A 25,128-nucleotide genomic window follows, 5' to 3' on the forward strand; every position below is an offset into this window, starting at 1 on the left:
CAATTTCATATCTTCCCGTAAAGGGCTGTCCTGTTTCTTACTTATTATACAGGAATTGGAAGCTGTCTGCAGACCCTGTAAAGACAGCTGAGACCAAAAGAAAAGTCTCTCCATGATGAGAGACTTTTCAAAACATGCATGATTCCCAGAAATTCTGTCTTCAATTTCAGAAGAACCGGTACGCAATATCCAGATTGCCGCCCAGCCCTTTGTGTTTTCCGGCATAACCGTGGCCGCCAAAGTCAAAGACCCAGGGACCTTTTGTATATTTGGCACCAACTTCAAACCGCACACTGCTACCCTGGATAGCTGCATTCCGGATAGGTGCGCCGTCTGCAAGGCCTGCCGCCTTTCCGTCGAATTCATATTCATAGGCAATGCCGGCGTAGTACTGTACCAATGGCCCCCTGTGATTCCACCGTCCACCGATACGGAGCAGGCTGCTGTCTGCACTGTCCAGATGGTAGTGCCCTCCAGAATCGTAATCATCCCCATTGATATGGGTATAGAAATAACGGCTGTACAATTCCACCGTGTTGCTGCTGCCCCTGTCATAGATTCTGCCAAGGCCCACATGGAATGCGCTGTACCGGCTGTTCGTATCATAGTCATAGCCCTTGCCATTTCCATCGTACAGTACATGGCGGGCTTCATTATCCAGGCGGCCCGTGTGGAATGAGCCCTCCACAAAGGTCCTGTTTCCCATGCGGTAACGGCCAAATACGCCGGCACCTTTGTAATTGATTTTACCGTGCCCCCGTCTTCCTGCATCATAGGTACGGTAATTTCCATCACCATAATCATAGAAAAGGGCATATTCCGCAACACTCCCGTCGGACCGGGGACTCTTCCAACCTACACCGGCGTGGCCGTTCCACATGTTGGTTCTGAGGTAACTGCCTGTGTCATACCGGTTCTCGCCACCCATGACGGAAGCAAAACCAAAGAATTTCTCTTCATTTTCCTTGATGGTAGAAAGGTCACGGATCACAAGGTCACTGCCATCCACCAGGGCCGTGAGTCCTGCCTCCTGACCCATGACCGTCATATGGGTCTGTGGCTGGGCATGAGGTTTCGTTTTATCGGTCAGACTGATAGAATACTGCAGGTTTTCATTATCCAGATAAGCCTTCCCATCACCTTCCAGCGTAGTACCGACTCTATAGGGAAGTGTCTCACCGGAAAGCCTGCTGTTCGTCAGATTTATTACCCTGCCATTATGGGTATTCATGAGAGTCATTGTATTGGTACCTTCCCTAAGGGACGCAATACTATTGAAAATAATACCGGCCGTATTGATTTTGGCATTGGAAAAATCATAGGTCACGCCGGAATCCAGTGTAAGTGGCGTCTTTCCCCATTCCACCTGGTTGAAATCGACGGTATCCACATTTACATTCCCCGTCTTGAGGACAATATTCCCGTTGTCTGTGGTCCCCTTACCGATAAAGGATCCGGACAGAAGAGCACTGGCGCTATTCCCCAAAGAATAGGCAAGGGAAATGCCATTCCCACCGTTTCCATCATAAATTTGGGTATTGGAATTATCATAGGATATTCCCTCATCATCGATAAGCACGGTCTCACTGTTCGGTTTTGCGGGCGCCCCGTTTTCAAAGGAAAGGTGGCTGATGTCCACTTTGGTATGACTGAGATCCATATTGTCTGCCACATGAAGCATGGTCTTTCCCCAGGTTCCCTGGTGAAGCTCAATGGTGTCAAAATTGGAAACGCTCTTCACCTTATTATCGGACGGATTGTTCCATACGGCATCCTGACTGCCGTCATAACCGATGCGGAGCATATTGCCGCTGCCCTTTCCTCCCAGATAACCATAAAGGTCTGCATTTTCCAGATCCGCCTGTCCTGTAATATTGACTGCGTTATTGTCAATACTGCCATTACCTGTACTGTATCCTGTATGAACCACAAGTGATATTGTCTCAAGTAACCACAAATGAAAATGTCCCAGTCATGGTACAATCTCATCACAATCTTAATGCAAGTGATGGGAGGAATTTTTATCAGAAAGGTTGAATTAACGATGGACGAGCAGTTCAAATATGAAACAATCAAATCTCTTGTTAATCATCCAGATGGCAACAAGCTCGCAGCAGCAGTCCGGCTGGGGTGCACTGTCCGCACCGTGAACCGGTTAATTCTGCGCTATCGTCAGGAAGGTAAAGCAGCATTTGTCCACGGGAACAGGGGTAGACAGCCCGTAACAACACTTCCAGCCTCACTCAGACAAAAAATTGTGGCTCTTTACCAGAATGAGTACTATGGCGCCAATTTTACCCACTTTACCGAACTTCTGGACAGACATGAGAATATCCATGTCTCCGTTTCCTCTGTAGCCTCCATTCTTGAGGCAGCCTTTATTCTCTCTCCTAAGGCTACACGGTCCAAAAGAAAACGGATCAGGAGGAAATTGGAAGCAATGAAAAGCAACACGAAATCCAAGAAAAAGCAGATGGAAATACAAGTCAATCTTGTGGCTGCTGAAGATGCCCACAGCCGGCGTCCACGGCATGCTTACTTTGGGGAACAGCTGCAGGGTGATGCCACTCCATATGAATGGGTTCCCGGGAAGATCTGGCATCTCCACCTCTTCATTGATGATGCTACCGGCATCGTGACTGGCGGCTATTTTGACACCCAGGAGACCCTGAACGGCTATTACCATGTCCTCTGGCAGACTCTCAAAGATTACGGAATCCCTGTGGAAATCTTCACGGATAAACGCACTGTGAATAATACGCACCAAGTGAGCCACCCAATACGCTCCTCAGAGCCACCCAATACGCAGGTGAGAGCCACCTGCTTTTTTGTTTGAATACGCGCTAGAGAGCCACCAATTGTCCTTGTACAATGGACTTGTGGAGATATTCCCACTTGTTCTACGAAAGGATGTGGTTTCAATGGCTAATGAAAAAGAGATTTTAGTTCACTTTCTCCACGGTGAAAGCCAGCGCTCCATTTCCAGAACGCTCCAAGTATCCCGCAATACAGTTTCCAAAGTTGTTACGGCATACCAGGTACAGGGGTTGGATCCTGGCAAATTGCCGGAGCTGCCTGACGATGTGCTTCACCAGAAGTTATTCCCGGATGATGTAGCTGCATCTCTCCAAACACCTCCGGATTATGCCTTTGTGCATAAAGAACTTTTGAAAGACGGTGTTACGCTCAAACAGCTTTGGGAAGAGTATGTGATGGATTGTCGTGAAACGGGAAAGCTTTATTTCCGCTATACACAGTTCTGTAAGAAGTACCGGGATTACGTGAGTTCCAACCGCCTGACCATGCATATCCACCACAAACCTGGTGAGAGACTGATGGTGGATTGGGCCGGTACTACAATTCCTTTGTACAACCCTGTTACAGGAGCGATATCTAAGACATATATGTTTGTATGTACACTGCCTTTCAGTATGTACTGCTATGCCGAAGTATTTCCGGATATGAAAGAGGAATCATGGATTCAGGCACATATCCACGCATTGGCATTTTTCGGTGGCTCCACGCGGCTTCTTGTACCGGATAATCTTAAGACCGGAATCGTTTCTAACAGGAAATACGAAGACCCTGTGGTCAACAAGGCATACCAGGAATTGGCAGATCACTATGGCATGACGATTCTGCCAGCCCGTGTGTTAACGCCAAAGGATAAAGCTGCCGTTGAAGGAAGTGTTGGTCAGCTCACCACTCACATCATCGGAAAGCTACGCAACCATCATTTTTTCAGCCTGTATGAGATTAATTCAGCTGTGGACGGGCTGCTTAAGAAATTCAACAAAGCGCCTTTCCAAAAGAAGGATGGAAGCCGGTATTCCGTATTTCTTACCGAAGAGCTTCCTTTTCTCCAGCCGCTGCCCCGTTTCCCTTATGAGTATGCAGAATGGCGGAAAGCCACGGTGCAGCTTAATTACCATATAACCGTAGATCACCAGAATTATTCCGTATCTTTCCGCTATGTTCACAAAAGAGTCGATGTCCGGCTCACCAGCAAAGTAGTAGAAATTTACTATGAAGGGACCCGGATTGCCAGCCACAGACGTCTTACCGGTCGCTGGGGACAGTATGATACGATTACAGAGCACATGCCTCCCAATCATCAGCTGTACAGCCAGTGGGATGGAAACCGTTTCCGCCGTTGGGCTAAGAAATGCGGTCCATCTGCAGAAATAGTGGTAAACAGACTCTTAAGCAGCTACCGTGTAGAAGAACAGGCTTACAAAGGATGCATTGGGCTTTTGAAGCTCAGTGAAAAATACGGAACCGACCGTTTGGATAAGGCTTGCCGCCTTGCATTGGAGAAAATGCCGGTTCCCCGCTACAAGCTGGTCAAAGGCATTTTAGATGAAAAACTGGATATTGGACTTACACCGGAAGAATCCGAATGCCAGACGGCCCCGCAAAGTAATGCTGACGACAATTCCCATGCTTTCGTAAGAGGTGCCGCTTACTATGGAGGTGATCACCATGAAGAATGACACTATTCGTAAATTGCAGGAAATGAAATTGTCCGTCATGGCCAAAGCCTATATGGATCAGATTGAGAACCCCGAACAATATGCTGACATGACTTTTGATGAGCGCCTTACACTCATTGTCGACAAAGAATCCGATGCACGCCTCAACAATAAGCTGAAGCGGCTCATCAAGAATGCCCATTTTTCCGACAGCCAGGCTGATCTTTCCGGGATTCAGTATCTTCCTGACCGTCACCTGGATCGGAATCTCATCAACTATCTGAAAACCAATGCCTATATCGACAAACAGCGTAATGTAATCCTTTGCGGTGCCACCGGTTGCGGAAAGACGTTCATCGCCAATGCATTGGGCCTCAATGCCTGCCGTGCCGGATACAAAGTTCTGTATCTTCGGCTGCCGGATTTCTTCATGGATTATTCTTTGGCAGAATCCAAGAATAAGCAGAAAGACTATCTGAAGAAGCTTCAGAATGTTCGGCTCCTTATTCTTGATGATTTCTTGCTATTTCCCGTTAAAGCGAACGGAAGCGACAGCCTTCTGGAACTTCTGGAATACAGACTTGGAAAGGTATCTACGATTTTCTGCTCCCAGTTGTCCTATTCCGGATGGCATCAGCAGCTTGGTGGCGGAGCCGTGGCAGATGCCATTCTTGACCGGATTATCCCAGGCTCCTATAAACTCGAGATTCAAGGGCAAGTTTCCATGCGCCAACGGCTTGCTGAAGAAGAAATGAAGGGTTCAAAAGTAAAAGTTGCCGCTGACTAACAAATATAGATAATGCAGGAGAGCCGTCCACTGTCCACCGACTGCGGACGGCTCTCATCTGCGTATTTGCTTTTTTTACCAAGGCCACCAAGGTGGCTCTCAACCGCGTATTGGGTGGCTCTCAAACGGCGTAATATTCACACTGTGTTCATTTACAAACAAAAAGGATCCCCGTCCATCGACGAGGATACCTATACGCAGTTCGGTTACGCTTGCAGGCAACTGGGGATACACCTTGAGTCAAGCAGCGTACCGCAGGCCAAAGGCCGGGTTGAGCGGCTCAATGAGACGCTGCAGTCGCGCCTGCCGATTGAGCTGAGAAAGGCAGGCATCACGACTATTGCAGACGCCAATGAATTCCTCAAGTCCTACCTAAAAGAATTCAATGCGAAGTTTGCACTTCCTCCCAATAGTACCAAATCAGCTTTTGTGACGCAACCGTCAGATGAGAGGATCAACCTGATACTGGCTGTACTTACAGGCCGTACGGTAGACAGAGGCCACTGCATCCGTTTCCAGCGTCAGTACTATCGTATGCTTGATTCAGAAGGCCATCAGGTGCATTATGCCAGCGGAACCAAAGTACTAGTCATACGGGCTTTCAACGGCGAACTCTACTGCAGTGTTAACGATACCAGTATCTACGCACTGGAAGCCATCCCTTTGCGCCAGAAGAAATCTCCTGAGCTTGATGCTGACTATACCAAGCCAAAGCCTCAGAAACACTGGATTCCACCGATGAGTCACCCATGGAAGCAGGCATCTTTCCGTCATTACGTCCTTACAAGACCGCATCATTCCAGACAAGATCCAGAAGAACTTGCATCGCGTAACATATTTTAGTAACATACTAGCCTAACCACTCAAAATAGCCCCACCATTACGGGGCTATTAAATGACAATTCTCGGGACATTTTCAAAAATGCTTGACATACTGCCATTACCTGTACTGTATCCTGCAATGACGACTGAATGACCTTTTAAGGAGATAGCATCTTTAGAACTGTAAGGCAGGAATGATTCATCCGTATGAGCTGATTCATAGTCTACTTTTGTGTTTCCACCAATAGTAACAGAGTTGTTTGTAATATTTCCTTCACCATCAACTGCAGCTCCTGCCACTACACCCACAGTACTGTCATTCACACTGACTTTATTACGATCGGCATTCCCCGCACCATGGACCGCCATAGCAACGCCAACGGTACTGCCATCACTGATAGAGACCGTATTAGCGGTAGAAGAAATATCTGAATCCGCCTTATCAACGACTTCCACTCCTTTAGCACAGGGTGCAACGCTCTTTCCTGAAATGAGAAGTGTATTGCCAGAAGCTTTCATCGTGGCTTTGGGACCATAAAGATTAACCAGCATAACCGATGTAATACCGCCATCCGCTTTGCTCCCTTCCATCAAAGATGTGCTGTTACCCTCAGCCTCCAAATGGGTAACTGATTCAGTTCCATAAAGATATTCCCCATCAATTTCATTTTCTACATAGCTTCCATTGGTGAGAATTAACCTATTATTTTTAATAGTTTCATCATCACCATAGATAAAATCCTGCATTACCATACCTGTAATGGTGCTTTTGGAAAAAGTCATAGTATTGTCGGAAGACTGTGCCGTATGGGTCCGACCTATGGCACCTCCAAACCCATAAGTGCTATTTCCAAAAGCATTCCCATTAATAGTTGAGTTTTCAAAGTTGGATGAATTTCTTTCCATATCAAGCTTATTAGAAACTCCATAGGTCTGGTAAAAATTAAAGTATGCACCTTCAATTTTTGCATCCTTTATCATAGCCTTATTGTCAGTAATGATATTTTCACTTTTTTCATTCGGTTGATTTAGAATAATATGATAAACTTCTCCATTAACGGTACTGTCATTCAAGGTAAAGCTGTTATTTTTTGCATGCAATGAAGCTTAGTGTAAAATGTTTCTCGGTAGAGGATTTCTCCCCTGCTGGATAGAAAAGGGAAGAGTCCCCTTTGATGGAAATGTTATAATTTCCTTGCAACAAATCAAAAGAAAGGACTCTTCCCAATGAGCATTTTATCAGAGAATATCGAACTTTTCAAACCTTTTATTCAGGAGGAAATTCTCAAGAGTATCAAGGATTCCAAGGATTCACTGGCCATGGAGCAGGTTCTCTGGCACCTCTTCACGGAACTCTTTGGCCTTCTTGTGGCGACGGCCTTCGAAATGATCGATGGCGAGCTGTACGATAGGGTCTACAAGCCTCAGGGGTGGCGGATTTCCCGGCGGGATTCCAGAACCATATACTGCCTGTTTGGTCCTGTCACCTACAAGCGGAGGCGGCTGGAGATGGCCGGAAAGCAGGGATTTTACCCGTTAGATAAGAAATTTGGATTTCTGCCTTCCCGTCACTATAGCATGGGAGTGATTCTGCGCATTGCGCAGGCTACCCAGGTTACCCAGTTCCGTAATGTGAGCCATATCGTGAAAATTCTGACCCAGACGGATATTTCACATCAGACAGTTTCAAATCTCAGCCGCGCTGCCGCCCAAATGGTCAGAAAATACGAAGCAGCAGATGCAGCTATGGAGCAGGCCGAGAAGAGAGTACCGGAGGACGGGCTGCTGGCTATTGAGGGCGATGGGATTGTAATGAAGCAGCAGGCGGACCCCGACACCGATACCAAAGGCGGCCAGAACATAGAACTTCACCGAATCCAGGTCTATGAGGGCGTCGAGAAGAATGGGAAACGTTCGAGACTGACAGGGTACCACTGCTTCTCTGGAACGGATAGGAAAAGGCTGGTTGAACTCGTCAAGGTGTGGGTGCATGGCCGGTACAATCTGAGCGAGATTACAGTACTTTCCAACGGGGATGGCGGAGCAGGATATAATTTCGGTGACTTCGACGATATAGTCGAGGGATGCAAGACACATTACCATTTCCGGGACAGATACCATGTGAATGAGAAAGTGCGGACCCGCCTCAGCTTCTGCCCACGTGGATTCATCGATAAATTCGTGCTTGAACTGAATAAGAGCAGAAATGTCATCACAGATATGAAGCCATATCTGGATGCGGCTGCCAGCTACGCAGAAACAGAAGAACAGGCCGAGCAGGTACGGAGACTGGCAGACTATCTGAGTCGCAACGCCGACTATATCCCGGGCATCCGGGAGCGCGGAATCCGAACCGATATCCACCTGGGGGCAGCTGAAAGCAACCACCGACGCTATAGCTACCGTCTGAAAAAGCAGGGGCGCAGCTGGTGCAGGATAGGTATGGATTCAATAGGCACGCTGATTACTGCTACCCAGAATGACACTTTGGAAAAAGCCCTGATTTACTGTGCTGCAGGCAAAGCCTACAAGAAGATGGACCGGCAGATGCATAAGGCGGTCGTAGCAGCCGTAAAAACGAACCGCAAAGCCGCCAGGGACGCTAAATGGCACAGGAACGCACGGAATTACCGTCCCGGGTGCCTGGAAGGCCGTATAGGCGTATATGGAGCGACTTCAACTCCGATGGGCCAGCTTGCTAAAGCGATACAGATTTATTGAGAAAGCAGAGGCTGGGAAACCTGATAACGTCGACTGTCAAATAAAGTACCGAGAAAACCTTGACACATACGCAATGAAGACCCATCATTTGTATTACTGTTGGTATCATCAATACCGGTAATTGGGCCAAACACATCACTATTCTCAATGGTGAGTGCATTATTTTTAACATCAATAATACCATTTTCAGGCTGTCCATCAGCTGTTTGAAAATAGGGAAGGAGATGTATGCCATAAACAGAAGATATTTGATTACGTTCTTTACTTTCTTTATTTGTAATCGTTACAGAATTATCATGTATAGAGGCAGTCTCGCCATTTTGATAACGCAAAGTCGCATTAATTCCCCAAATCTGGGGCTTGCTGGTTTGGTCATACACAAACAACCGGTTATTTGCTGATTCGCTGCCGGCATCCTTGGATAAAGTAATATCAAACCGGTTATAGGAATCATCTTTTGTCACAATCTGAGTGTTATTGCTGAGTCCTTCTGCCCCTACCGGCATGATGCCGCACAAGCCGATTATCCCTGCAGTCATCAGGGCAGGGATGACTTTTATTGCCAGTCGATTCTTACGATTTGAATATAATGCCATGGCAGATTCCTCCCTTTTTAATGATTTTCTGCATTCATTATGAAAAGATATAAACAGGATTTACTGATTATCTATAAAAATTATATCATAAAACATCCTTAAAATTAAAAAGCAAGAAATCAAAGGAGCCCGAGACGCGCTGATGGGACAATAAAGAACGGCACAAGACCTGAATTGGTCTTGTGCCGTTCTTTGATTGTTCCTTTTATTCACCAAATACTGGTGGCAGCGGGCTGCTGCTGTCAGAAGGCATTGGGGGCAGCGGGGAATCGCTGCTTTCTTCTTCCTTCTTCGGTTCTTCACCCGGAGCATAAATGGAGTGGTACTTGAAGAGGTTTTCTACCTGCTTATGGTCGATGGTTTCAACTTCCATCAGGGCCTTAGCCATGGCATGAAGCACGGGCAGGTTATCTGTCAGTGTCTGCATGGTATCATTGTAGGCCTCATCCAGGTACTTATGCATTTCTTCGTCGATAATGGTAGCTACGGTTTCCCCGTAGTTTCTTTCGGACCCCAGCTGTTTGCCGAGGAAAATCTGTTCCTGGTGTTCCCCGAAAATCATGGGTCCCAGGCGGTCACTCATGCCCCATTCCATAATCATCTTACGGAGAATGGAGGTTACCTGCTGCAGGTCGCCGGAAGCGCCGCTGGAGATTTCATTGAAAATGATCTTTTCAGCGCACCGTCCGCCAAGAGCTACACGAATCTGGGCCAGAAGATGGGACTTCGTGATGAAAGACCGTTCTTCATGGGGCAGCATCATGGTATAGCCGCCAGCCTGTCCGCGGGGGATAATGGTCACTTTATGGACCGGATCCGCATCTTTCAGGAGGGTCGCCATGATGGCATGGCCCGATTCATGGTAAGCGGTCAGTTTTCTTTCTTCATCGCTTACTCTATGGCTCTTCCGTTCCGGACCGTAGGAAACCTTTTCAGAAGCTTCTTCCAGATCCGCCATGGAAATGGTCTTTCGGTTATCCCGGGCCGCCAGGAGAGCAGCTTCATTCAGCATATTGGCAAGGTCAGCCCCCGTAAATCCGGGAACCTTCTTTGCAATGGTAGCAAGGTCCACATCCGGTTCCAGCGGCTTATTTCTCGCATGAACCCGGAGAATAGCAATACGGCCACGGAGATCCGGACGGCCTACCACTACACGCCGGTCAAAACGGCCAGGACGGAGCAGTGCGGGGTCCAGGATATCGGGACGGTTCGTAGCTGCCAGGGTAATAATACCCTCATTGGATCCAAACCCATCCATTTCTACGAGGAGCTGGTTCAGGGTCTGTTCTCTTTCATCATGGCCGCCGCCGAGGCCGCTTCCGCGCTGCCGGCCAACGGCATCGATTTCATCGATGAAAACAATGCAGGGCGCATTTTTCTTTGCCTGGGCAAACAGGTCACGGACACGGGATGCGCCGACGCCGACAAACATTTCTACGAAATCGGATCCGGAAATGGAGAAGAAAGGAACCTTTGCTTCCCCGGCTACTGCCTTGGCAAGGAGTGTCTTGCCGGTGCCAGGAGGTCCTACGAGGAGAACGCCCTTCGGGATTTTAGCACCGATAGCGGTATAGCGGCCCGGATTCTTCAGGAAATCTACAACTTCCGACAGTTCTTCCTTCGCTTCATCTTCACCGGCCACATCGTTGAAGTTCACATGGACCTGTCCTTCACCGGTCATCTTGGCACGGGACTTGCCGAAGCTCATGACCCGGCCGCCGCCTCCCTGGGTCTGGTTCATCATCCAGAACCATACGCCGATGAGGATGACGATAGGCAGCAGGTTGGAGAGCAGGCTCATCCACCAGGACGGCTGTTCCGGCGGTTTGGCGGTGATGGTCACATTACCGTCATTCAGCTTGTTCAGGAGCTGGGTGTCATTATCAGGAATATAGGTGGCAAATTCAGTACCATCCTTCATCTTCCCGGTGACCGCATTGTTGGTCATGACTACAGAAGATACATTCTTCTTTTCCACCTGGGAGATGAAATCGCTGTATGTAATTTCCGTATTCTTTTCCTGGGGATGAACGAAAGTATTGAATATGGACACTGCAATGATGATAAGAAGCACATAGAGCGCCACATTCTTGATAAATTTATTCAATATTTTCCTCCTTCTCAATAAGATGGTTTACTGGCCCATTTATGCGGGATTACACCCCAACTGACTAAATAGATACTTTTAAATCAGTAATTAATTCTACCATTTTTTTCAATATTAAGCAACAGAATTTCCAAATATTTCATCCAACGGCAGGACCAGCCACAGTTTATTCCGAAAAGTAGGGATTTTCTTATGCCTTCGTATATACTTTGCTGTCCAGGACACATACGTCCGGAAGATTTCTGTATTTTTCCGCATAGTCACATCCGTAGCCCACGATGAATTCATCAGGAATGTCAAAGCCGATATATTTCACATCCACATCCTTTTCACGACGTTCCTTTTTATTAAGACAGATAGCCAGTTCTACAGAAGCGGCGCCTCTTTCTTTAAGGAGAGGTACCAGGGCATTCATGGTGATGCCTGTATCGATAATGTCTTCCACCACAATCACGTTTTTACCGCGGATATCCCGGTCCAAATCCTTCTTGATATTGACCCGGCCGCTGGATACGGTACCATTGCCGTAGCTGGAAACGCACATGGTATCCAGAGTCACAGGAAGGTCAATTTCTCTCATCAGATCGCAGAGGAACGGCATGGCCCCTTTCAGGATGCCCACGAGAACTACATCTTTACCGGCATAGTCTCTGGTGATTTCCTGGCCCAGCTCTTTAACTCTCTTCTGAATCTGCTCTTTGGTAATCAGTACGGTTTTAATATCTTTTCCCAGATTTTTCATGGTTGTCTCTCATTCTCCTTGTCTTTCCATGTCAACGTAAGAAGTACATATGACTTTGTATGTTCATTTACCCTGGCCAGCCGGCTTCCTCGAAGGAGGCCCACCCAGTATACATGGTTCTCATCGGCTGCCACCGGCCATTCACTTCTCAGGAGCGGAGGAATCCCCTTCTCCTGGAGAATAGAAAATACCGATTTCTGCCCATCCATGCCCAGGGGTTCCAGTATGTCCGATTTCTCCGCTTTCCGGAGCTTCAGACACCCCACCGCATCCCCATCCAGGAGGTACTGGTTTTTGGCCGGAGCCACGGGAGCGTCCCGTTTTTCCATGGTCATCTGCCAACCGTCCATTGTTTGGATGTCTGAGGAAATTTTATCTATTATACCAGTTTTATCATCTTTTGGAAGGTCTTTACCGGCCCAATGATGATAAAAAAGGGCCATTTCATCCTGCTTATTTTGTATATTTCCCTTACGAGTGCTTCCTTTATAGAGATGAAGAAAAGCCCGGGTCTTCTCCATCATCACTCCGGAGAGCGACGTTCTTACGCCAGTCCTGCCTTCCAGTGCCAGGCGGCGCATCCGTTCAATGCCTTCGAAATCAGCCATTCCCCCATCCATCTGTTTCACTGCAGACAGGAGGATTCTCCTCTGCATAGCTGGATGGACCTCTACAAATCGGTCAAGGGGATACAGTAGGGACTCACCCTTTCGTACCCACCATTTTTCCTCTTTCCCGGCCGCTCTTTCCAGATAGTCCTCATCTCCCGAGAGGCTCTCTGCCATATGGCAGAGGGAACGAACAAGGTTCGGATTGAATTCCCGTAGTTTCGGCATCAGGGAAAGGCGGATACGATTTCTGGAAACGTCCGGAATATCATTGGTTTCATCGTGGCAGGCCTCCACGTGGAAGGATGCCAGAAATTCATGGATTTCCTTTTTCGTCACTCCAAGAAACGGGCGGATAACCTGTCCCCGCATCGGTTGGATACCGGTAAGCCCTTTCAGTCCGCTGCCCCGGAGTAGATGGAAAAGGATGGTCTCTGCCTGGTCATCCTCATGATGGGCAGTAGCAAGCTTTGTGAAGCGTCCCTCCTCCATGACTCCATGAAGAGCCTCATAGCGAAGGCAACGGGCCACAGTTTCCACGGACCCCTTTTGCCTTGTCCGCACGTCATTCACATACACGTCCCGTCGGTAAAAGGGGATATTTCTTTGCCTGCAGAGAGATGACACATAAACCGTTTCCTTTTCTGCTGCTTTCCTCAAATGGTGATTTACGCAGCAGCAGCCGATATGGATGCCTTCCCGTTTTTCTATTTCCTTCAGAAAATAGAGAAGCCCCAATGAATCAGGACCACCTGATACTGCCGCCAGGATGCAGTCCCCCTTCTCCCATAAATGATGGTCATGGGCAAAAGCAAGAACCTGGTCTATAAACTGCTCCCTGTTCATCTGCTTTCATTCGGATGGAGCACATCCGCATCCAGAAGGCCTTCCGAGAGATCCCGGTCACTGACCATAATTTCCGGCAGGGCAAAGTATTCCATGAGGCTGTCTAAAATGGCGACACCGGCTACAATGATATCCGCCCTTTCCGGCATAAGTCCCGTTAAATGGCATTTTTCATCATAAGACAGGGAAGAAAGATGCTTCAGCATGCGATTCACATCCTCCTGGTGGATTACATAATCCTGGACTTTGGAAGAATCATAAACTTCCAGTTCCTGCAGCATGGCTGCCAGCGATGTCACCGTACCACCTACACCGATCCACCGCTTTACATTTTTCATGGATTCCATGAGGTCCGTATCCCGAAAGAGAGCAAAGCAGTGTTTTTTCAATTCCGCCAATCCCCGGGGCGTCGTCGTGTCGAACTGCTTCGAGCAGCGAACGCATCCCAGACGGAAGCTGTGGCGAATGCCGATATCCGTACCAAATCCCATACACATTTCCGTGGAACCGCCACCGATATCCACCACCGACGTGACCACGCTGGGTGTACCGGCAGCACCGATATAACTGTAGTACGCCTCCTCTTTTCCGGAAAGGATGCGGACCGGGATGCCCGTAGCCGCAGTGACTTCATCAGAAAACTCCGCCCCATTGGCCGCATCCCTCATAATAGACGTACCGTAGGCGAAAATTTCCGAAGCCCCTTCGAGACGGGCAGCGGCAGTAAACTCTTCAATAGCCTTCAGTGTCCGTTCCCGGGGACCTTTCCCTATAAACGCTTTATCTGTCATACCTTCACCGAGCCGGGTACTGCGAAGATCTTTCTTCAGGACCTTCCATTCTTCCTTGTCATCTTTCTCCGCAATGAGAAGACGTACAGAATTTGTACCGATATCGATAATAGCACGCATGATTTTCCTCCTGCCAAAATGAAAGGACCGTGAAATAAAGAGCAAATGGAAAGGAAAAATAATAAATGAAAGCGTCCCCTGCCGGAACATCGCAGGCATAAATCTGCTGCCATCATTTACCATTCTAAGGAAGCACCGATTAAGCGGCACTCCTTCACCGGCACATGGTGCCATAAAGAATCAGACAACCAGGAAAACACGACAGTCCGTGCTTTCCTGGAAGCACCGCAATCAGCGCTTCCTTAATTACCATTTACAATTTTCCACAGTCCTCAGAGAATCAGTCAGAACGACGGGCTCCCCGTCCGCCTCGTTTGGATTCCACATTCCGCTTCAGGTCCAGCAGCCGTTCATCACTGTCCTTCAGGAAACGGCTGAGCTTATCTTCGAAAGAAGCCGGTGCTTCCCGTTTTGGCTGGCGGAATCCGCCGGAGAAGGAATGGGTAAATTCACGATTGGGACGATCCCCTTCTGCTCTTTCTTCCCTGTGTTCAAAGGAGCGGTGATTTTCATGGCCATGGAAATCATTCCGGTCATGGAAGTCACGGCGTTCCCGATGTTCCTGATGGTCGTGGGACCGATGGAACCGGTCCTGCCGTTTTTCTTCCCCTGCCGGTGCCGGCTGGGCCTGTTTGATGGACAATGCAATTTTGCCGCGGTCATCAATGGTAATGACCTTGACTTTGACCTTATCCTTTACCTTAAGATAATCATTAACATCATCCACAAATTCATTTGCCACTTCTGAAATGTGAACAAGTCCCACTTTTTTATCCGGCAGTTCAACAAATGCACCGAACTTTGCGATACCCGTAATGGTACCTTCCACGATATTTCCGACTTCTAAAGCCATGAGAAAAAAATACATCCTCCCTGTAAAACATAATTACAAATATAACTTGATTATACGAGATTTTATAGGGAATAGCAATATGGGAAATCGGTTATAAAGGGAGATCGCATACTGCCAATTTCAGTTTGTCGAGCTATTAGGGCTTGGCGATTAGTATGCTTGCGTGTAGAGTCACTCACACGGGGCTGCTAGCTTCTAGCGGTTAGCTGTTAGGAAGGCTGATCCGCCTGCGGCGCTTCCTACCCGTTATTTCCGTCAGTCATTCGTGCCGTAGGCTGGCCAGCTTTCCTAGAAGCTAGTGTCTAATTTCATAAATAATAGATTGTATTGCCGGACACAGCAAATAATGGTATACTTATTCCAGATAAATGCAAATTGCAGGGGGGGATAACGTTATGCCAAAAGTTGCTAAGCAAATACGCTGCTCCGAAAGCGAACGCATAGAACTGCATAAAATCGTAAACTCTCAAAAAACAGAGCATCGCATTGTAAGACGTGCAAAAATGGTTCTTCTATGTCTTGATGGAATGCAAATCAAGGATATCGCGGCTAAGTTGGGGGAACGCCCCAATACCGTTAGCCTTTGGCGGAATCGTTTCGCTGAACAGGGCATCCCTGGACTACAGGATAAGAAAAGGCGGGGCCGTACTGCTCAATATGGACCGGAATTCCGCGAAATGGTGTTAAATAAGCTGAAGGAAGCGCCTCCAGACGGGCTAGCACACTGGGATGGTCCTACACTGGCAAGAGTTCTGAATGTCTCAAAGGCTGCCATTTGGCGACTTATGAGAAAGGAAGGAATACAGCTGGCAAGGCAGCGTTCCTGGTGTGTCAGTACTGATCCGGAGTTTACTAAAAAGTCTGCTGATATCGTGGGACTTTACTTGAACCCGCCAGAGAATGCTGTCGTAATCAGCGTTGATGAGAAACCATCGATACAGGCCTTAAGTAGAGCCCAAGGATATGTACTTACTCATAACAAGAAAATTGTGCGCGGGTTGAAAAGCACATATCGGAGGAATGGAACAATAAATTTATTCGGTGCACTGGAGGTAGCTACCGGACAAATTTATGGAAAGACAACAAAGAGAAAAACCAGAGAGGACTTTGAAGAATTTTTAGATGACTTATTGAAAAGTGAGCCGGGTGGAGACAAAGTGCAATATCATATTATTGTCGATAATTACTGCACGCACAAGCGCTTAAACGACTGGCTGGAAAAGCATCCTAATGTCCATTTTCATTACACACCAACGTCAGCAAGCTGGCTGAATGAAGTGGAAATATGGTTTAACATTATGTCGCGAAAAGTGCTCCGAGGGGCAAGTTTTGACTCTGTTTCGGATCTTGTGTCAGCGATTAAAAAGTTTATTGCTGCCTACAATGAGCATGCAGAACCGTTCCGCTGGAAAAAACGTGAGGTCAAGGGTTCGCAACTTAGGGATACAATCGGAAACTTACGAAATTAGACACTAGCAGCTAGCAGCTAGAAGCTCCGTGCGAATGACGCTACCCATCAGCGCACGATACAACAGCTCGACAAACCGCAATTTGATGAGCTGCCATATTCCAATCCCAATGAACCCTCTTTACTCCACATAAAAAGCCATACACCATGATTTCCATGACATATGGCTTTACGTTGGTTATCTCTCAATCACCTGGAAATGGCGGTCCTCTTTTCTGGGCTTGTCCGCCAAAGGCGTGTGCCCAACGGCCACTGCAAGGATGGGTGTAATTCCTTCCGGCAGGTTCAGGGCCTTCAGGTATTCCGCATCCTTTCCGAGGAGCCGGATGAAACCGAATAGAATGATGGATCCAAGACCCAGGTCGCTAGCCTTCAGGTGGATGTGCTCAGCAATGATGCCCGCATCAAAGCCCTCGAGATTTTCCATGACATCTTTTGTGCGGCAGATGAGGATGAGGAGAGGTGCCTCATAAATCATATGTGGTTTTCCTACCTTTTCCCCGCCTTCGGTGCTGATGAGATGGAGCACTTTGGGGTCCGTCACAGTGACAAGGGCGTAGCCCTTATCGTTGTGGTGGCCCACGGAGGACGTAAGGGCCGCGTGAATGAGAGCCTTCCGATCTTCTTCGGACACCGGCTCTTCTGTATAAGAACGAATAGATTTGCGAAGCTGCAATACCTTATCAAATTCCATAAGAATGCCTCCTTTTATTGATTGCCAATCCGATAGACTTTGAAACGGGCCATGAACCGTCTTTCCCGTTGGGGAATGGGGGTGTGGCCCACGGCTACTGCCATGGCCGGTTTCAGTCCTTCCGGCAGGTGGAGGGCCTGGAAATATTTGCCATACCCCTCCTGTTTGTTAAGGGTGCGAATGAAACTGTAAATGCAGATGGACCCGAGCCCCAGGTCCACGGCCTTCAGGTGCATATTTTCCGCCATAATGCCCGCATTCAGTTTGATGGAGTCCTCCCGGGCTTCCGGGGTACTCATGATGAGCAGAAGGAGAGGCGCCCCGTAAATGGGATCTCCCCGGCCGGAGAGGGCCTGGTTTTCTTCGGCCAGGAGCTTTAGGACTTTCCTATCTGTTACCGCCGCAATGGCGTAGTTCTTGTAATCAAAATGGCCCACCGGCGACCGTTCTGCGGCGGCCAGGATTTTTTCAATATCCTCTTCCGCAACCGGTTCCTCCGTATAGCGGCGGACCGAGCTTCTTACAGCCAGTACATGATCAAATTCCATAGTTACCTCCGGGCCGGAGCCCAATCAATGTTTGTAAAGAAATACTGCCAATTTCAGTTTGTCGAGCTGTTGAGTTCGATACTGGTGGGTAGAGTCATTTGGGCGGGGGCTTCTAGCTGCTAGCTCCTAGCTTTCAGGAAAGCTGGCCAGCCTACGGCACGAATGACTGACGGGAATACCGGGTGGAAGCGCCGCAGGCGGATCAGCCTTCCTAACAGCTAGCCGCTAGAAGCTAGAAGCTCCATGCGAGTGACTCTATCCGCAAGCATGCCAAACCGCTCGCTCTAACAGCTCCACAAACCGCAATAGTCTGAATGCCGTCCTTCTCACCGATTCATCAGGTTCGACAGGATAGCGCCAGCCATTTCGTAATCGTCAAGCGTCACGCACCAGGGATCCTCTTTCCCCTTTTCGTACACCCGGAGAGGACCGGCCCCCAGTTCTACGGAGTCCAGGTCCTCCAGGTCCGTCTCCACCTGTTCATTCCGGCTGCGGAAACCGATGCGCTCGGAGGTGATCCAGAAGGCTCCTTTATCCCCCTCTTTCCAGAGGGATTTGTCTTCCTGATTTTCCCAGTTTCCCACTCTGAACGTTTTACCCCGGGCAATGACGATGCCGCTGCCCTTAGTGAGCGGTTTCTGGGGCGTCACCAGACGGCCGGCAGATGTATAGTGGAGCTTTTCCCCTTCCCGGTATTTCACATTTGTGTATTCCCTTTTCATGGTGGGCATGAGCCCCTCTTCCTGAATCTTGTAGAGCGCATTACAGCGGCTGGCAATGGTGGTGTACTTATATTTCTGGTCTTCCTTCATCATGTAGCAGAGCTTCAGCATGTCCGAATACATACCGTATTCATCGTCATCCATGTAGCCGTTGTGATAAAGCTGTTCGAAGGCCTTATCGCAGGCAAGGCCCTGGGCCTTCGCCAGCTGCTTATTGCCGAGGTCATGCTTTTTGGCAAAGTCGATGAGGCTTTCCAGCATGTCTGCATCCAACTCATCATTCACTGCGGCTTTTGCCATTTTGTCCGCATATTCCTCTATGTATTTCTGCTTGTCTCCGCCAAATAGATTAAAAAACAAAGTAACGCCTCCACTGTAAATGATTCATCCCATCAGAGGGAAATAGATGATACGGACTGGCGGATCACTTTCTCCGCATAGTCCCTTTCTTTCATGTTATAAATGTAGTCAAAGGAAATATACTTTCCATCCTTTACGAAGATATAACTTCTCGAATGGTCTCCCTGGTCATCGAAATCGAGGACCAGACCATCCCTGCCATTCACCGGCATGAAACGGAATGTCACATTCTTCACGTATTTTCCCGTGCTTTCACTGTCCAGTTTCTTCCTGAAATGGTCTGTGATATCCTGCTTTTGGGCATCCGTTAAGGAAGAAAGGCTGTCCGGAAGGAAGCTGAAATCTTTATTTTCTTTGATAGGAAGTGCCAGGACGCCGGTCATGAGATTCCGGTCCCCCGCCACCAGCACATGGTCCGGCGCAATGGGAGGATCATAGTCCACCCGCATGTCTGCCGGGATATCGTAGGTGCAGGTGGTCCCTTTCACGGAGACCTTCTGCATGACCGTGAAGAAACGGACTGTATCCATCATGGACTTCACCAGGGGCTGATTTTCCTTCAGGTCCTCCTTCTTCATGGTCCAGGATACCATATAGGTCCCGCCCTGAAGAGGAAAGACATACCGGAGAACGCTGAAATTTCCCTCTTTCCCGGAGCCTTCGGTCTCCGCCAGTAGTCCCGCTTCCCCACCGGCTTTTTCCTGCTTCAGGGAAACCTGCTTTTCTCCGAAATTCCGGATGCTCTCTGCCAGGAACTGTTTCGCCTTTTCCTGCTCCTTCTTCACTGCTGCTGAAGGCAGGGGCTGGCTGTTTGCGTGGGACAGGATGGTCAGGGACATACCGCTGTCCGGCAGGTAGGCACGGTACAAAAAGTCGTTGGAACTTTTATCTTCCACCCGATTTTCCGGAAGAGTTAAAGAAATACCGGTCTTTTCATTGGTATATACAAAGGATGAAGAAGGCGCCGGGTTGACCGCTGCCGCCCCCGCTTCTTCCGCCATGGCCGACCCCAGGGGTGTTGTGACAGCCGCCGCCAGGGCCAGGGCTAACATGATCTTTTTCATAGGTTCTCCCCCTTAGTGTAAAATGTTTCTCGGTAGAGGATTTCTCCCCTGCTGGATAGAAAAGGGAAGAGTCCCCTTTGATGGAAATGTTATAATTTCCTTGCAACAAATCAAAAGAAAGGACTCTTCCCAATGAGCATTTTATCAGAGAATATCGAACTTTTCAAACCTTTTATTCAGGAGGAAATTCTCAAGAGTATCAAGGACTCCAAGGATTCACTGGCCATGGAGCAGGTTCTCTGGCACCTCTTCACGGAACTCTTTGGCCTTCTTGTGGCGACGGCCTTCGAAATGATCGATGGGGAGCTGTATGAGAGGGTCTACAAGCCTCAGGGGTGGCGGATTTCCCGGCGGGATTCCAGAACCATATACTGCCTGTTTGGTCCTGTCACCTACAAGCGGAGGCGGCTGGAGATGGCCGGAAAGCAGGGATTTTACCCATTAGATAAGAAATTTGGATTTCTGCCTTCCCGTCACTATAGCATGGGAGTGATTCTGCGCATTGCCCAGGCTGCCCAGGTTACCCAGTTCCGTAATGTGAGCCATATCGTGAAAACTCTGACCCAGACGGATATTTCACATCAGACAGTTTCAAATCTCAGCCGCACTGCCGCCCAAATGGTTAGAAAATACGAAGCAGCAGATGCAGCCATGGAGCAGGCCGAGAAGAGAGTACCGGAGGACGGGCTGCTGGCTATTGAGGGCGATGGGATTGTAATGAAGCAGCAGGCGGACCCCGTCACCGATACCAAAGGCGGCCAGAACATAGAACTTCACCGAATCCAGGTCTATGAGGGCGTCGAGAAGAATGGAAAACGTTCGAGACTGACAGGGTACCACTGCTTCTCTGGAACGGATAGGAAAAGGCTGTTTGAACTCGTCAAGGTGTGGGTGCATGGCCGGTACAATCTGAGCGAGATTACAGTACTTTCCAACGGGGATGGCGGAGCAGGATATAATTTCGATGACTTCGACAATATTGTCGAGGGATGCAAGACACATTACCATTTCCGGGACAGATACCATGTGAATGAGAAAGTGCGGACCCGCCTCAGCTTCTGCCCACGTGGATTCATCGATAAATTCGTGCTTGAACTGAATAAGAGCAGAAATGTCATCACAGATATGAAGCCATATCTGGATACGGCTGCCAGCTACGCAGAAACAGAAGAACAGGCCGAGCAGGTACGGAGACTGGCAGACTATCTGAGCCGCAACGCCGACTATATCCCGGGCATCCGGGAGCGCGGAATCCGAACCGATATCCACCTGGGGGCAGCTGAAAGCGACCACCGACGCTATAGCTACCGTCTGAAAAAGCAGGGGCGCAGCTGGTGCAGGATAGGTATGGATTCAATAGGCACGCTGATTACTGCTACCCAGAATGACACTTTGGAAAAAGCCCTGATTTACTGTGCTGCAGGCAAAGCCTACAAGAAGATGGACCGGCAGATGCATAAGGCGGTCGTAGCAGCCGTAAAAACGAACCGCAAAGCCGCCAGGGACGCTAAATGGCACAGGAACGCACGGAATTACCGTCCCGGGTGCCTGGAAGGCCGTATAGGCGTATACGGAGCGACTTCAACTCCGATGGGCCAGCTTGCTAAAGCGATACAGATTTATTGAGAAAGCAGAGGCTGGGAAACCTGATAACATCGACTGTCAAATAAAGTACCGAGAAAACCTTGACACATACGTTCTCCCCTATCTTATTTCATGGTAAATCAAAGGGCATGATATAATTATATTATAGCATGGTTTCTGTATGAGTTTACAGAGTTGGATTCGGTGCTGACGGATGGTGTTGGCACGGAGCAGCACCAATTTCAGTTTGCCCCGCTGTTGGGTTTGGCGCTGATGGATAGAGTCATTCGTGCGAAGCTTCTAGCTGTTAGCTGCTAGCTTCTAGGAAAGCTGGCCAGCCTACGGCACGAATGACTGACGGGAATACCGGGTGGAAGCGCCGCAGGCGGATCATCCTTCCTAGCTGCTAGCCGCTAGAAGCTAGGAGCTCCATGCGAGTGACTCTATCCATCAGCGCCAAACCCCAACAGCTCGACAAACCGCAAAAGGAGGTCTTACCTATGGAATTCAAAAAAATTCTCGTTCCCCTTGATGGGTCCGGTACCGCGGACAATGCCTTCCACTATGGAGTGGAAATGGCGAAAACCTATCACGCCGAACTCTACGTCCTTGTGGTAGCAGATGTAGGAGAAGCGGCCTATCCCCTGATGCAGGTAAACCTGGACAGGAACGGCTTCGCCTCGGTAAAGGAAAAGGCAGAGGCCGTCATGGAACGGGCGAAGAAGCAGATTCCCGAAGATATCCATTTCACCCCCATTATCCGTGTCGGCGTCCCAGGCAATGTGATTACAGAACTGGTGGAGGAAGAAAAGATTGACCTTGTCATTATGGGCAATAGCGGCAAAGGCTCCATTTCCTCCTTCATCATGGGCAGTGTGAGCCAGTACGTCATTCACCATGTGAAAGTGCCGGTGCTGATTATTAAATAGGATGCACCTTTCATTGAAACCAAAGCCACATTCAGGAAAGAAAACCTGTCCAATCCACATGGATTGGACAGGTTTTATGATGCTATCGGTTTTTATAATTTTCTCTGCTTATCCACAGATGTAAACAGGCTTCAAGGAAGTCAGACTATTGCGGTTTGTCGAGCTGTTGTATCGTGCGCTGATGGGTAGCGTCATTCGCACGGAGCTTCTAGCTACTAGCTGCTAGCTCTTATGAAATGACCTTTGTCAAGACCCCAAGCATGCCAAATATTCTTGCCAATAAGACTAGTTGCAAGATGTAATGGAATTAAATCGGTTTGGGAAAATTTGAACTTTACATGGAGCGGCTCATGTGATAGCCTGCTTCCTCTATGGCCATATTTTTTCGGCCCCTTGGCTTGGAAATCACATGAGCAGGGGCTCCATGTCAAGTTCAAATTGGTATGCGGGTTCCAGGCAATAGCTGCCTGAACAACATGGAGGAAGAGCTTTGCAGATTATTCCGGGGCTTGATCAGTCTCTTATACGTGGATTAACAGGTCAATGATTTCGCCGCGGGTTCCTTCAATCTTTTATTTGGAATCATGCCTATGCATGTCCTGCAAAGCTAGCACTAGGATAACCCAGCCTCTCTTAACTCAAAGCTCTCCCTTAATATTGTCCAAACCGCTATTCACCTTTTAATCATCTCCCTTCGACTGTATTTTTATGCTTGCTGTCTAACTCAGAGAACTATGCGTGCGATGTCAAGCTTTTTTACGAATAACGTCAGCAGTGTGTCCAGTCATCATTCCCCAAATAAAGCCACTGAATTCCCGGGCAACGGCAGTAGCAGCAACATTACTGTTTTTCCCTTTCATAATCTTGTCTCTGAACCTTACGCGAAGTCTTCTGTTTGCTTTGTCCGCATAATGAATATCTGATGCACAGCATCCTTCCTGCCGTTTTCTCAAAGCCCTGCTCTTGTATCCGGGCCGCCCCCGTGAAAAGCCGGACCAGACTGCTTCAATCAGCTTCTTCCTCAAAACAATATTTCCGGCTTTTGAAATGCTGCCATAGTTGCCATCTTCATTACTGGAGTGTTCAGTTGGGGTAAGTCCCAAAAAGGACGCAAAATGGCCTGCTGTAGGAAAGCGCTTGAAATCGCCAATAGTTACAATTAAACGAAGTGCAAAGCCATATTCTATTCCAAGGAAACAGCGCAGTTTATTGACATTAGCTGCATACTTTTTCTGCATTGCAAATGACTTAATCCTGACATCCAGATCTTCCAGCTTCTGCTGGAGGGTAAGCAGAGTTGTCATATACTCACTCAATGTTTCCTTATTCAATTCGCTCAGCGGGAGACTCATAATCCAATTCACATGTTTTTGGGTCCAGGTAGCTCCCTGGTTATAATGGAATCCCATCTGGTGCACAAAAGCAGTTATCCGCTGTTTAGTGACTTTAACCATATCCTGATGGTCGTCACGCATCCTGATATAGCGGAAAATGGATTCGTCTTCCTCATCGGGGACATAAATGGAAATACACTCACTTTTCGCCATGGCATTGGCAAGCGCTCTTGAATCAATATAATCATTTTTGAATTTTTTATCTCTGCTGCTTTTCTTCAAAGAAGAAGGAGCTATTACCATACAATCTACATTGGCTGCCATAAGCTTACGGTAAAGGCCATAACCGAATAACCCGGCTTCATAACCACAGATAACATGGCACTCTCTGTTAACGGCTTTTTTGCAATCACCAATGAACCGGAGCACATTCTTTACTGCAGGGCCAAGTTTACGAGGGGGAATAAGATCTAACGTAATAATTTCACCGGCAGGAGACATTTGATTAACGACAGCAGCCATCGTATAGTTTTCGGTATGGGTGTCGATACCAACATAAACGAATGGGATCGGGGACGTAAATGTGCTAGAATAAGACATGATGACCTCCTTGGTTGAGAAAATATGATCCTGTTCTCGTAAAATTGGCCTTGCAACTATATTTTACCGAAATTTGGGCATATACATCAAACTGGGGAGGTCATTTCATATTATCTTCTAGGAAAGCTGGCCAGCCTACGGCACGAATGACTGACGGAAATAACGGGCAGGAAGCGCCGCAGGCGGATCAGCCTTCCTAACAGCTAACCGCTAGAAGCTAGCAGCCCCGTGTGAGTGACTCTATACGCAAGCATACTAACCGCCAAGCCCAATAGGTCGACAAACTGAAATATCGATCGAGTAGGAGGCGGGCATCGGCCCGCCGACCTCTCACACCACCGTACGTACCGTTCGGTATAC

General features: G+C 48.3%; 21 protein-coding genes. 8 read left to right on the forward strand and 13 right to left on the reverse strand.

Features of this window, described 5'->3' with window-relative positions; genetic code table 11:
- Positions 1-166: 166 nt before the first annotated feature.
- Positions 167-1,930 carry an autotransporter outer membrane beta-barrel domain-containing protein gene (locus tag ACFWUL_RS07785; RefSeq protein ID WP_416176887.1) on the reverse strand — a complete coding sequence of 588 codons (1,764 nt, stop codon included), beginning with the start codon at positions 1,928-1,930 and terminating at the stop codon, positions 167-169.
- A 27-nt stretch (positions 1,931-1,957) separates the two neighbouring features.
- On the opposite strand from ACFWUL_RS07785, the gene ACFWUL_RS07790 reads away from it, so the two are divergent.
- The 4 genes from ACFWUL_RS07790 (at position 1,958) to ACFWUL_RS07805 (ending at position 6,102) form a co-directional block, all read left to right on the forward strand.
- Entirely contained in the window at positions 1,958-2,836 is an 879-nt protein-coding gene (locus tag ACFWUL_RS07790; RefSeq protein ID WP_416176888.1) for a helix-turn-helix domain-containing protein, read from the forward strand.
- A gap of 85 nt (positions 2,837-2,921) precedes the next feature.
- Positions 2,922-4,493 carry an IS21 family transposase gene (istA, locus tag ACFWUL_RS07795; protein ID WP_416176889.1) on the forward strand — a complete coding sequence of 524 codons (1,572 nt, stop codon included), beginning with the start codon at positions 2,922-2,924 and terminating at the stop codon, positions 4,491-4,493.
- Positions 4,483-5,259: an ATP-binding protein gene (locus ACFWUL_RS07800; protein ID WP_322350056.1), complete on the forward strand. Its 777-nt coding sequence runs from the start codon at positions 4,483-4,485 to the stop codon at positions 5,257-5,259. Before istA ends, ACFWUL_RS07800 begins: the two co-directional genes overlap by 11 nt.
- A 144-nt stretch (positions 5,260-5,403) precedes the next feature.
- On the forward strand, positions 5,404-6,102 hold the full coding sequence (locus tag ACFWUL_RS07805) for a hypothetical protein (protein ID WP_416176890.1): 699 nt from the start codon (positions 5,404-5,406) through the stop codon (positions 6,100-6,102).
- Between the two features lie 48 nt (positions 6,103-6,150).
- Here ACFWUL_RS07805 and ACFWUL_RS07810 read toward each other — a convergent pair whose 3' ends face one another.
- Positions 6,151-7,155, reverse strand: a complete 1,005-nt coding sequence (locus ACFWUL_RS07810; RefSeq protein ID WP_416176891.1) for a hypothetical protein — start codon at positions 7,153-7,155, stop codon at positions 6,151-6,153.
- Positions 7,156-7,308: 153 nt separating this feature from the next.
- Here ACFWUL_RS07810 and ACFWUL_RS07815 point away from each other — a divergent pair, with 153 nt between their 5' ends.
- The gene (locus ACFWUL_RS07815; RefSeq protein WP_416176802.1) at positions 7,309-8,802 is read left to right on the forward strand and encodes an ISLre2 family transposase; all 1,494 of its coding nucleotides are present in this window, start codon (positions 7,309-7,311) and stop codon (positions 8,800-8,802) included.
- Here the strand turns inward: ACFWUL_RS07815 and ACFWUL_RS07820 are convergent.
- The 6 genes from ACFWUL_RS07820 to ACFWUL_RS07845 all read right to left on the reverse strand — a co-directional run bounded on the left by ACFWUL_RS07820 (position 8,796) and on the right by ACFWUL_RS07845 (position 15,465).
- The gene (locus ACFWUL_RS07820; protein ID WP_416176892.1) at positions 8,796-9,398 is read right to left on the reverse strand and encodes a hypothetical protein; all 603 of its coding nucleotides are present in this window, start codon (positions 9,396-9,398) and stop codon (positions 8,796-8,798) included. The two genes, ACFWUL_RS07815 and ACFWUL_RS07820, sit on opposite strands and share 7 nt — an antisense overlap.
- A gap of 205 nt (positions 9,399-9,603) precedes the next feature.
- Positions 9,604-11,505, reverse strand: coding sequence for an ATP-dependent zinc metalloprotease FtsH (gene ftsH / locus ACFWUL_RS07825; protein WP_297015465.1), 1,902 nt, complete (start codon positions 11,503-11,505; stop codon positions 9,604-9,606).
- A gap of 190 nt (positions 11,506-11,695) precedes the next feature.
- The gene (gene hpt, locus ACFWUL_RS07830; RefSeq protein WP_297022086.1) at positions 11,696-12,247 is read right to left on the reverse strand and encodes a hypoxanthine phosphoribosyltransferase; all 552 of its coding nucleotides are present in this window, start codon (positions 12,245-12,247) and stop codon (positions 11,696-11,698) included.
- Positions 12,244-13,701, reverse strand: coding sequence for a tRNA lysidine(34) synthetase TilS (tilS, locus tag ACFWUL_RS07835; protein ID WP_416176893.1), 1,458 nt, complete (start codon positions 13,699-13,701; stop codon positions 12,244-12,246). The genes hpt and tilS overlap by 4 nt, the downstream gene beginning before the upstream one ends.
- On the reverse strand, positions 13,698-14,612 hold the full coding sequence (locus ACFWUL_RS07840; RefSeq protein WP_416176894.1) for a Ppx/GppA family phosphatase: 915 nt from the start codon (positions 14,610-14,612) through the stop codon (positions 13,698-13,700). Before ACFWUL_RS07840 ends, tilS begins: the two co-directional genes overlap by 4 nt.
- A 280-nt stretch (positions 14,613-14,892) precedes the next feature.
- A complete protein-coding gene (locus tag ACFWUL_RS07845; RefSeq protein WP_416176895.1) occupies positions 14,893-15,465 on the reverse strand; it encodes a S1 RNA-binding domain-containing protein in 573 nt (190 codons plus the stop codon).
- A gap of 395 nt (positions 15,466-15,860) precedes the next feature.
- Here ACFWUL_RS07845 and ACFWUL_RS07850 point away from each other — a divergent pair, with 395 nt between their 5' ends.
- On the forward strand, positions 15,861-16,934 hold the full coding sequence (locus tag ACFWUL_RS07850; protein WP_416176725.1) for an IS630 family transposase: 1,074 nt from the start codon (positions 15,861-15,863) through the stop codon (positions 16,932-16,934).
- A gap of 177 nt (positions 16,935-17,111) precedes the next feature.
- Here ACFWUL_RS07850 and ACFWUL_RS07855 read toward each other — a convergent pair whose 3' ends face one another.
- The 4 genes from ACFWUL_RS07855 to ACFWUL_RS07870 all read right to left on the reverse strand — a co-directional run bounded on the left by ACFWUL_RS07855 (position 17,112) and on the right by ACFWUL_RS07870 (position 20,321).
- On the reverse strand, positions 17,112-17,627 hold the full coding sequence (locus tag ACFWUL_RS07855; RefSeq protein ID WP_416176896.1) for a nitroreductase family protein: 516 nt from the start codon (positions 17,625-17,627) through the stop codon (positions 17,112-17,114).
- Positions 17,628-17,641: 14 nt separating this feature from the next.
- Positions 17,642-18,175, reverse strand: a complete 534-nt coding sequence (locus tag ACFWUL_RS07860; protein ID WP_416176897.1) for a nitroreductase family protein — start codon at positions 18,173-18,175, stop codon at positions 17,642-17,644.
- Between the two features lie 326 nt (positions 18,176-18,501).
- Positions 18,502-19,257: a hypothetical protein gene (locus ACFWUL_RS07865; RefSeq protein WP_416176898.1), complete on the reverse strand. Its 756-nt coding sequence runs from the start codon at positions 19,255-19,257 to the stop codon at positions 18,502-18,504.
- A 32-nt stretch (positions 19,258-19,289) separates the two neighbouring features.
- The gene (locus tag ACFWUL_RS07870) at positions 19,290-20,321 is read right to left on the reverse strand and encodes a hypothetical protein (protein ID WP_416176899.1); all 1,032 of its coding nucleotides are present in this window, start codon (positions 20,319-20,321) and stop codon (positions 19,290-19,292) included.
- A 132-nt stretch (positions 20,322-20,453) separates the two neighbouring features.
- Between ACFWUL_RS07870 and ACFWUL_RS07875 the strand changes: the two genes are divergently transcribed.
- Both ACFWUL_RS07875 and ACFWUL_RS07880 read left to right on the forward strand, forming a co-directional pair.
- Positions 20,454-21,947: an ISLre2 family transposase gene (locus ACFWUL_RS07875; RefSeq protein WP_416176748.1), complete on the forward strand. Its 1,494-nt coding sequence runs from the start codon at positions 20,454-20,456 to the stop codon at positions 21,945-21,947.
- A 458-nt stretch (positions 21,948-22,405) separates the two neighbouring features.
- Complete coding sequence (locus ACFWUL_RS07880) at positions 22,406-22,834, forward strand: universal stress protein (RefSeq protein ID WP_297020869.1); 429 nt, start codon at positions 22,406-22,408, stop codon at positions 22,832-22,834.
- Between the two features lie 746 nt (positions 22,835-23,580).
- Here ACFWUL_RS07880 and ACFWUL_RS07885 read toward each other — a convergent pair.
- Positions 23,581-24,768, reverse strand: a complete 1,188-nt coding sequence (locus tag ACFWUL_RS07885; RefSeq protein ID WP_416176858.1) for an IS110 family transposase — start codon at positions 24,766-24,768, stop codon at positions 23,581-23,583.
- Between the last annotated feature and the right edge of the window lie 360 nt (positions 24,769-25,128).

The organism is Dialister sp. (assembly GCF_047832375.1).
Taxonomy (GTDB): Bacteria; Bacillota; Negativicutes; order Veillonellales; family Dialisteraceae; genus Dialister.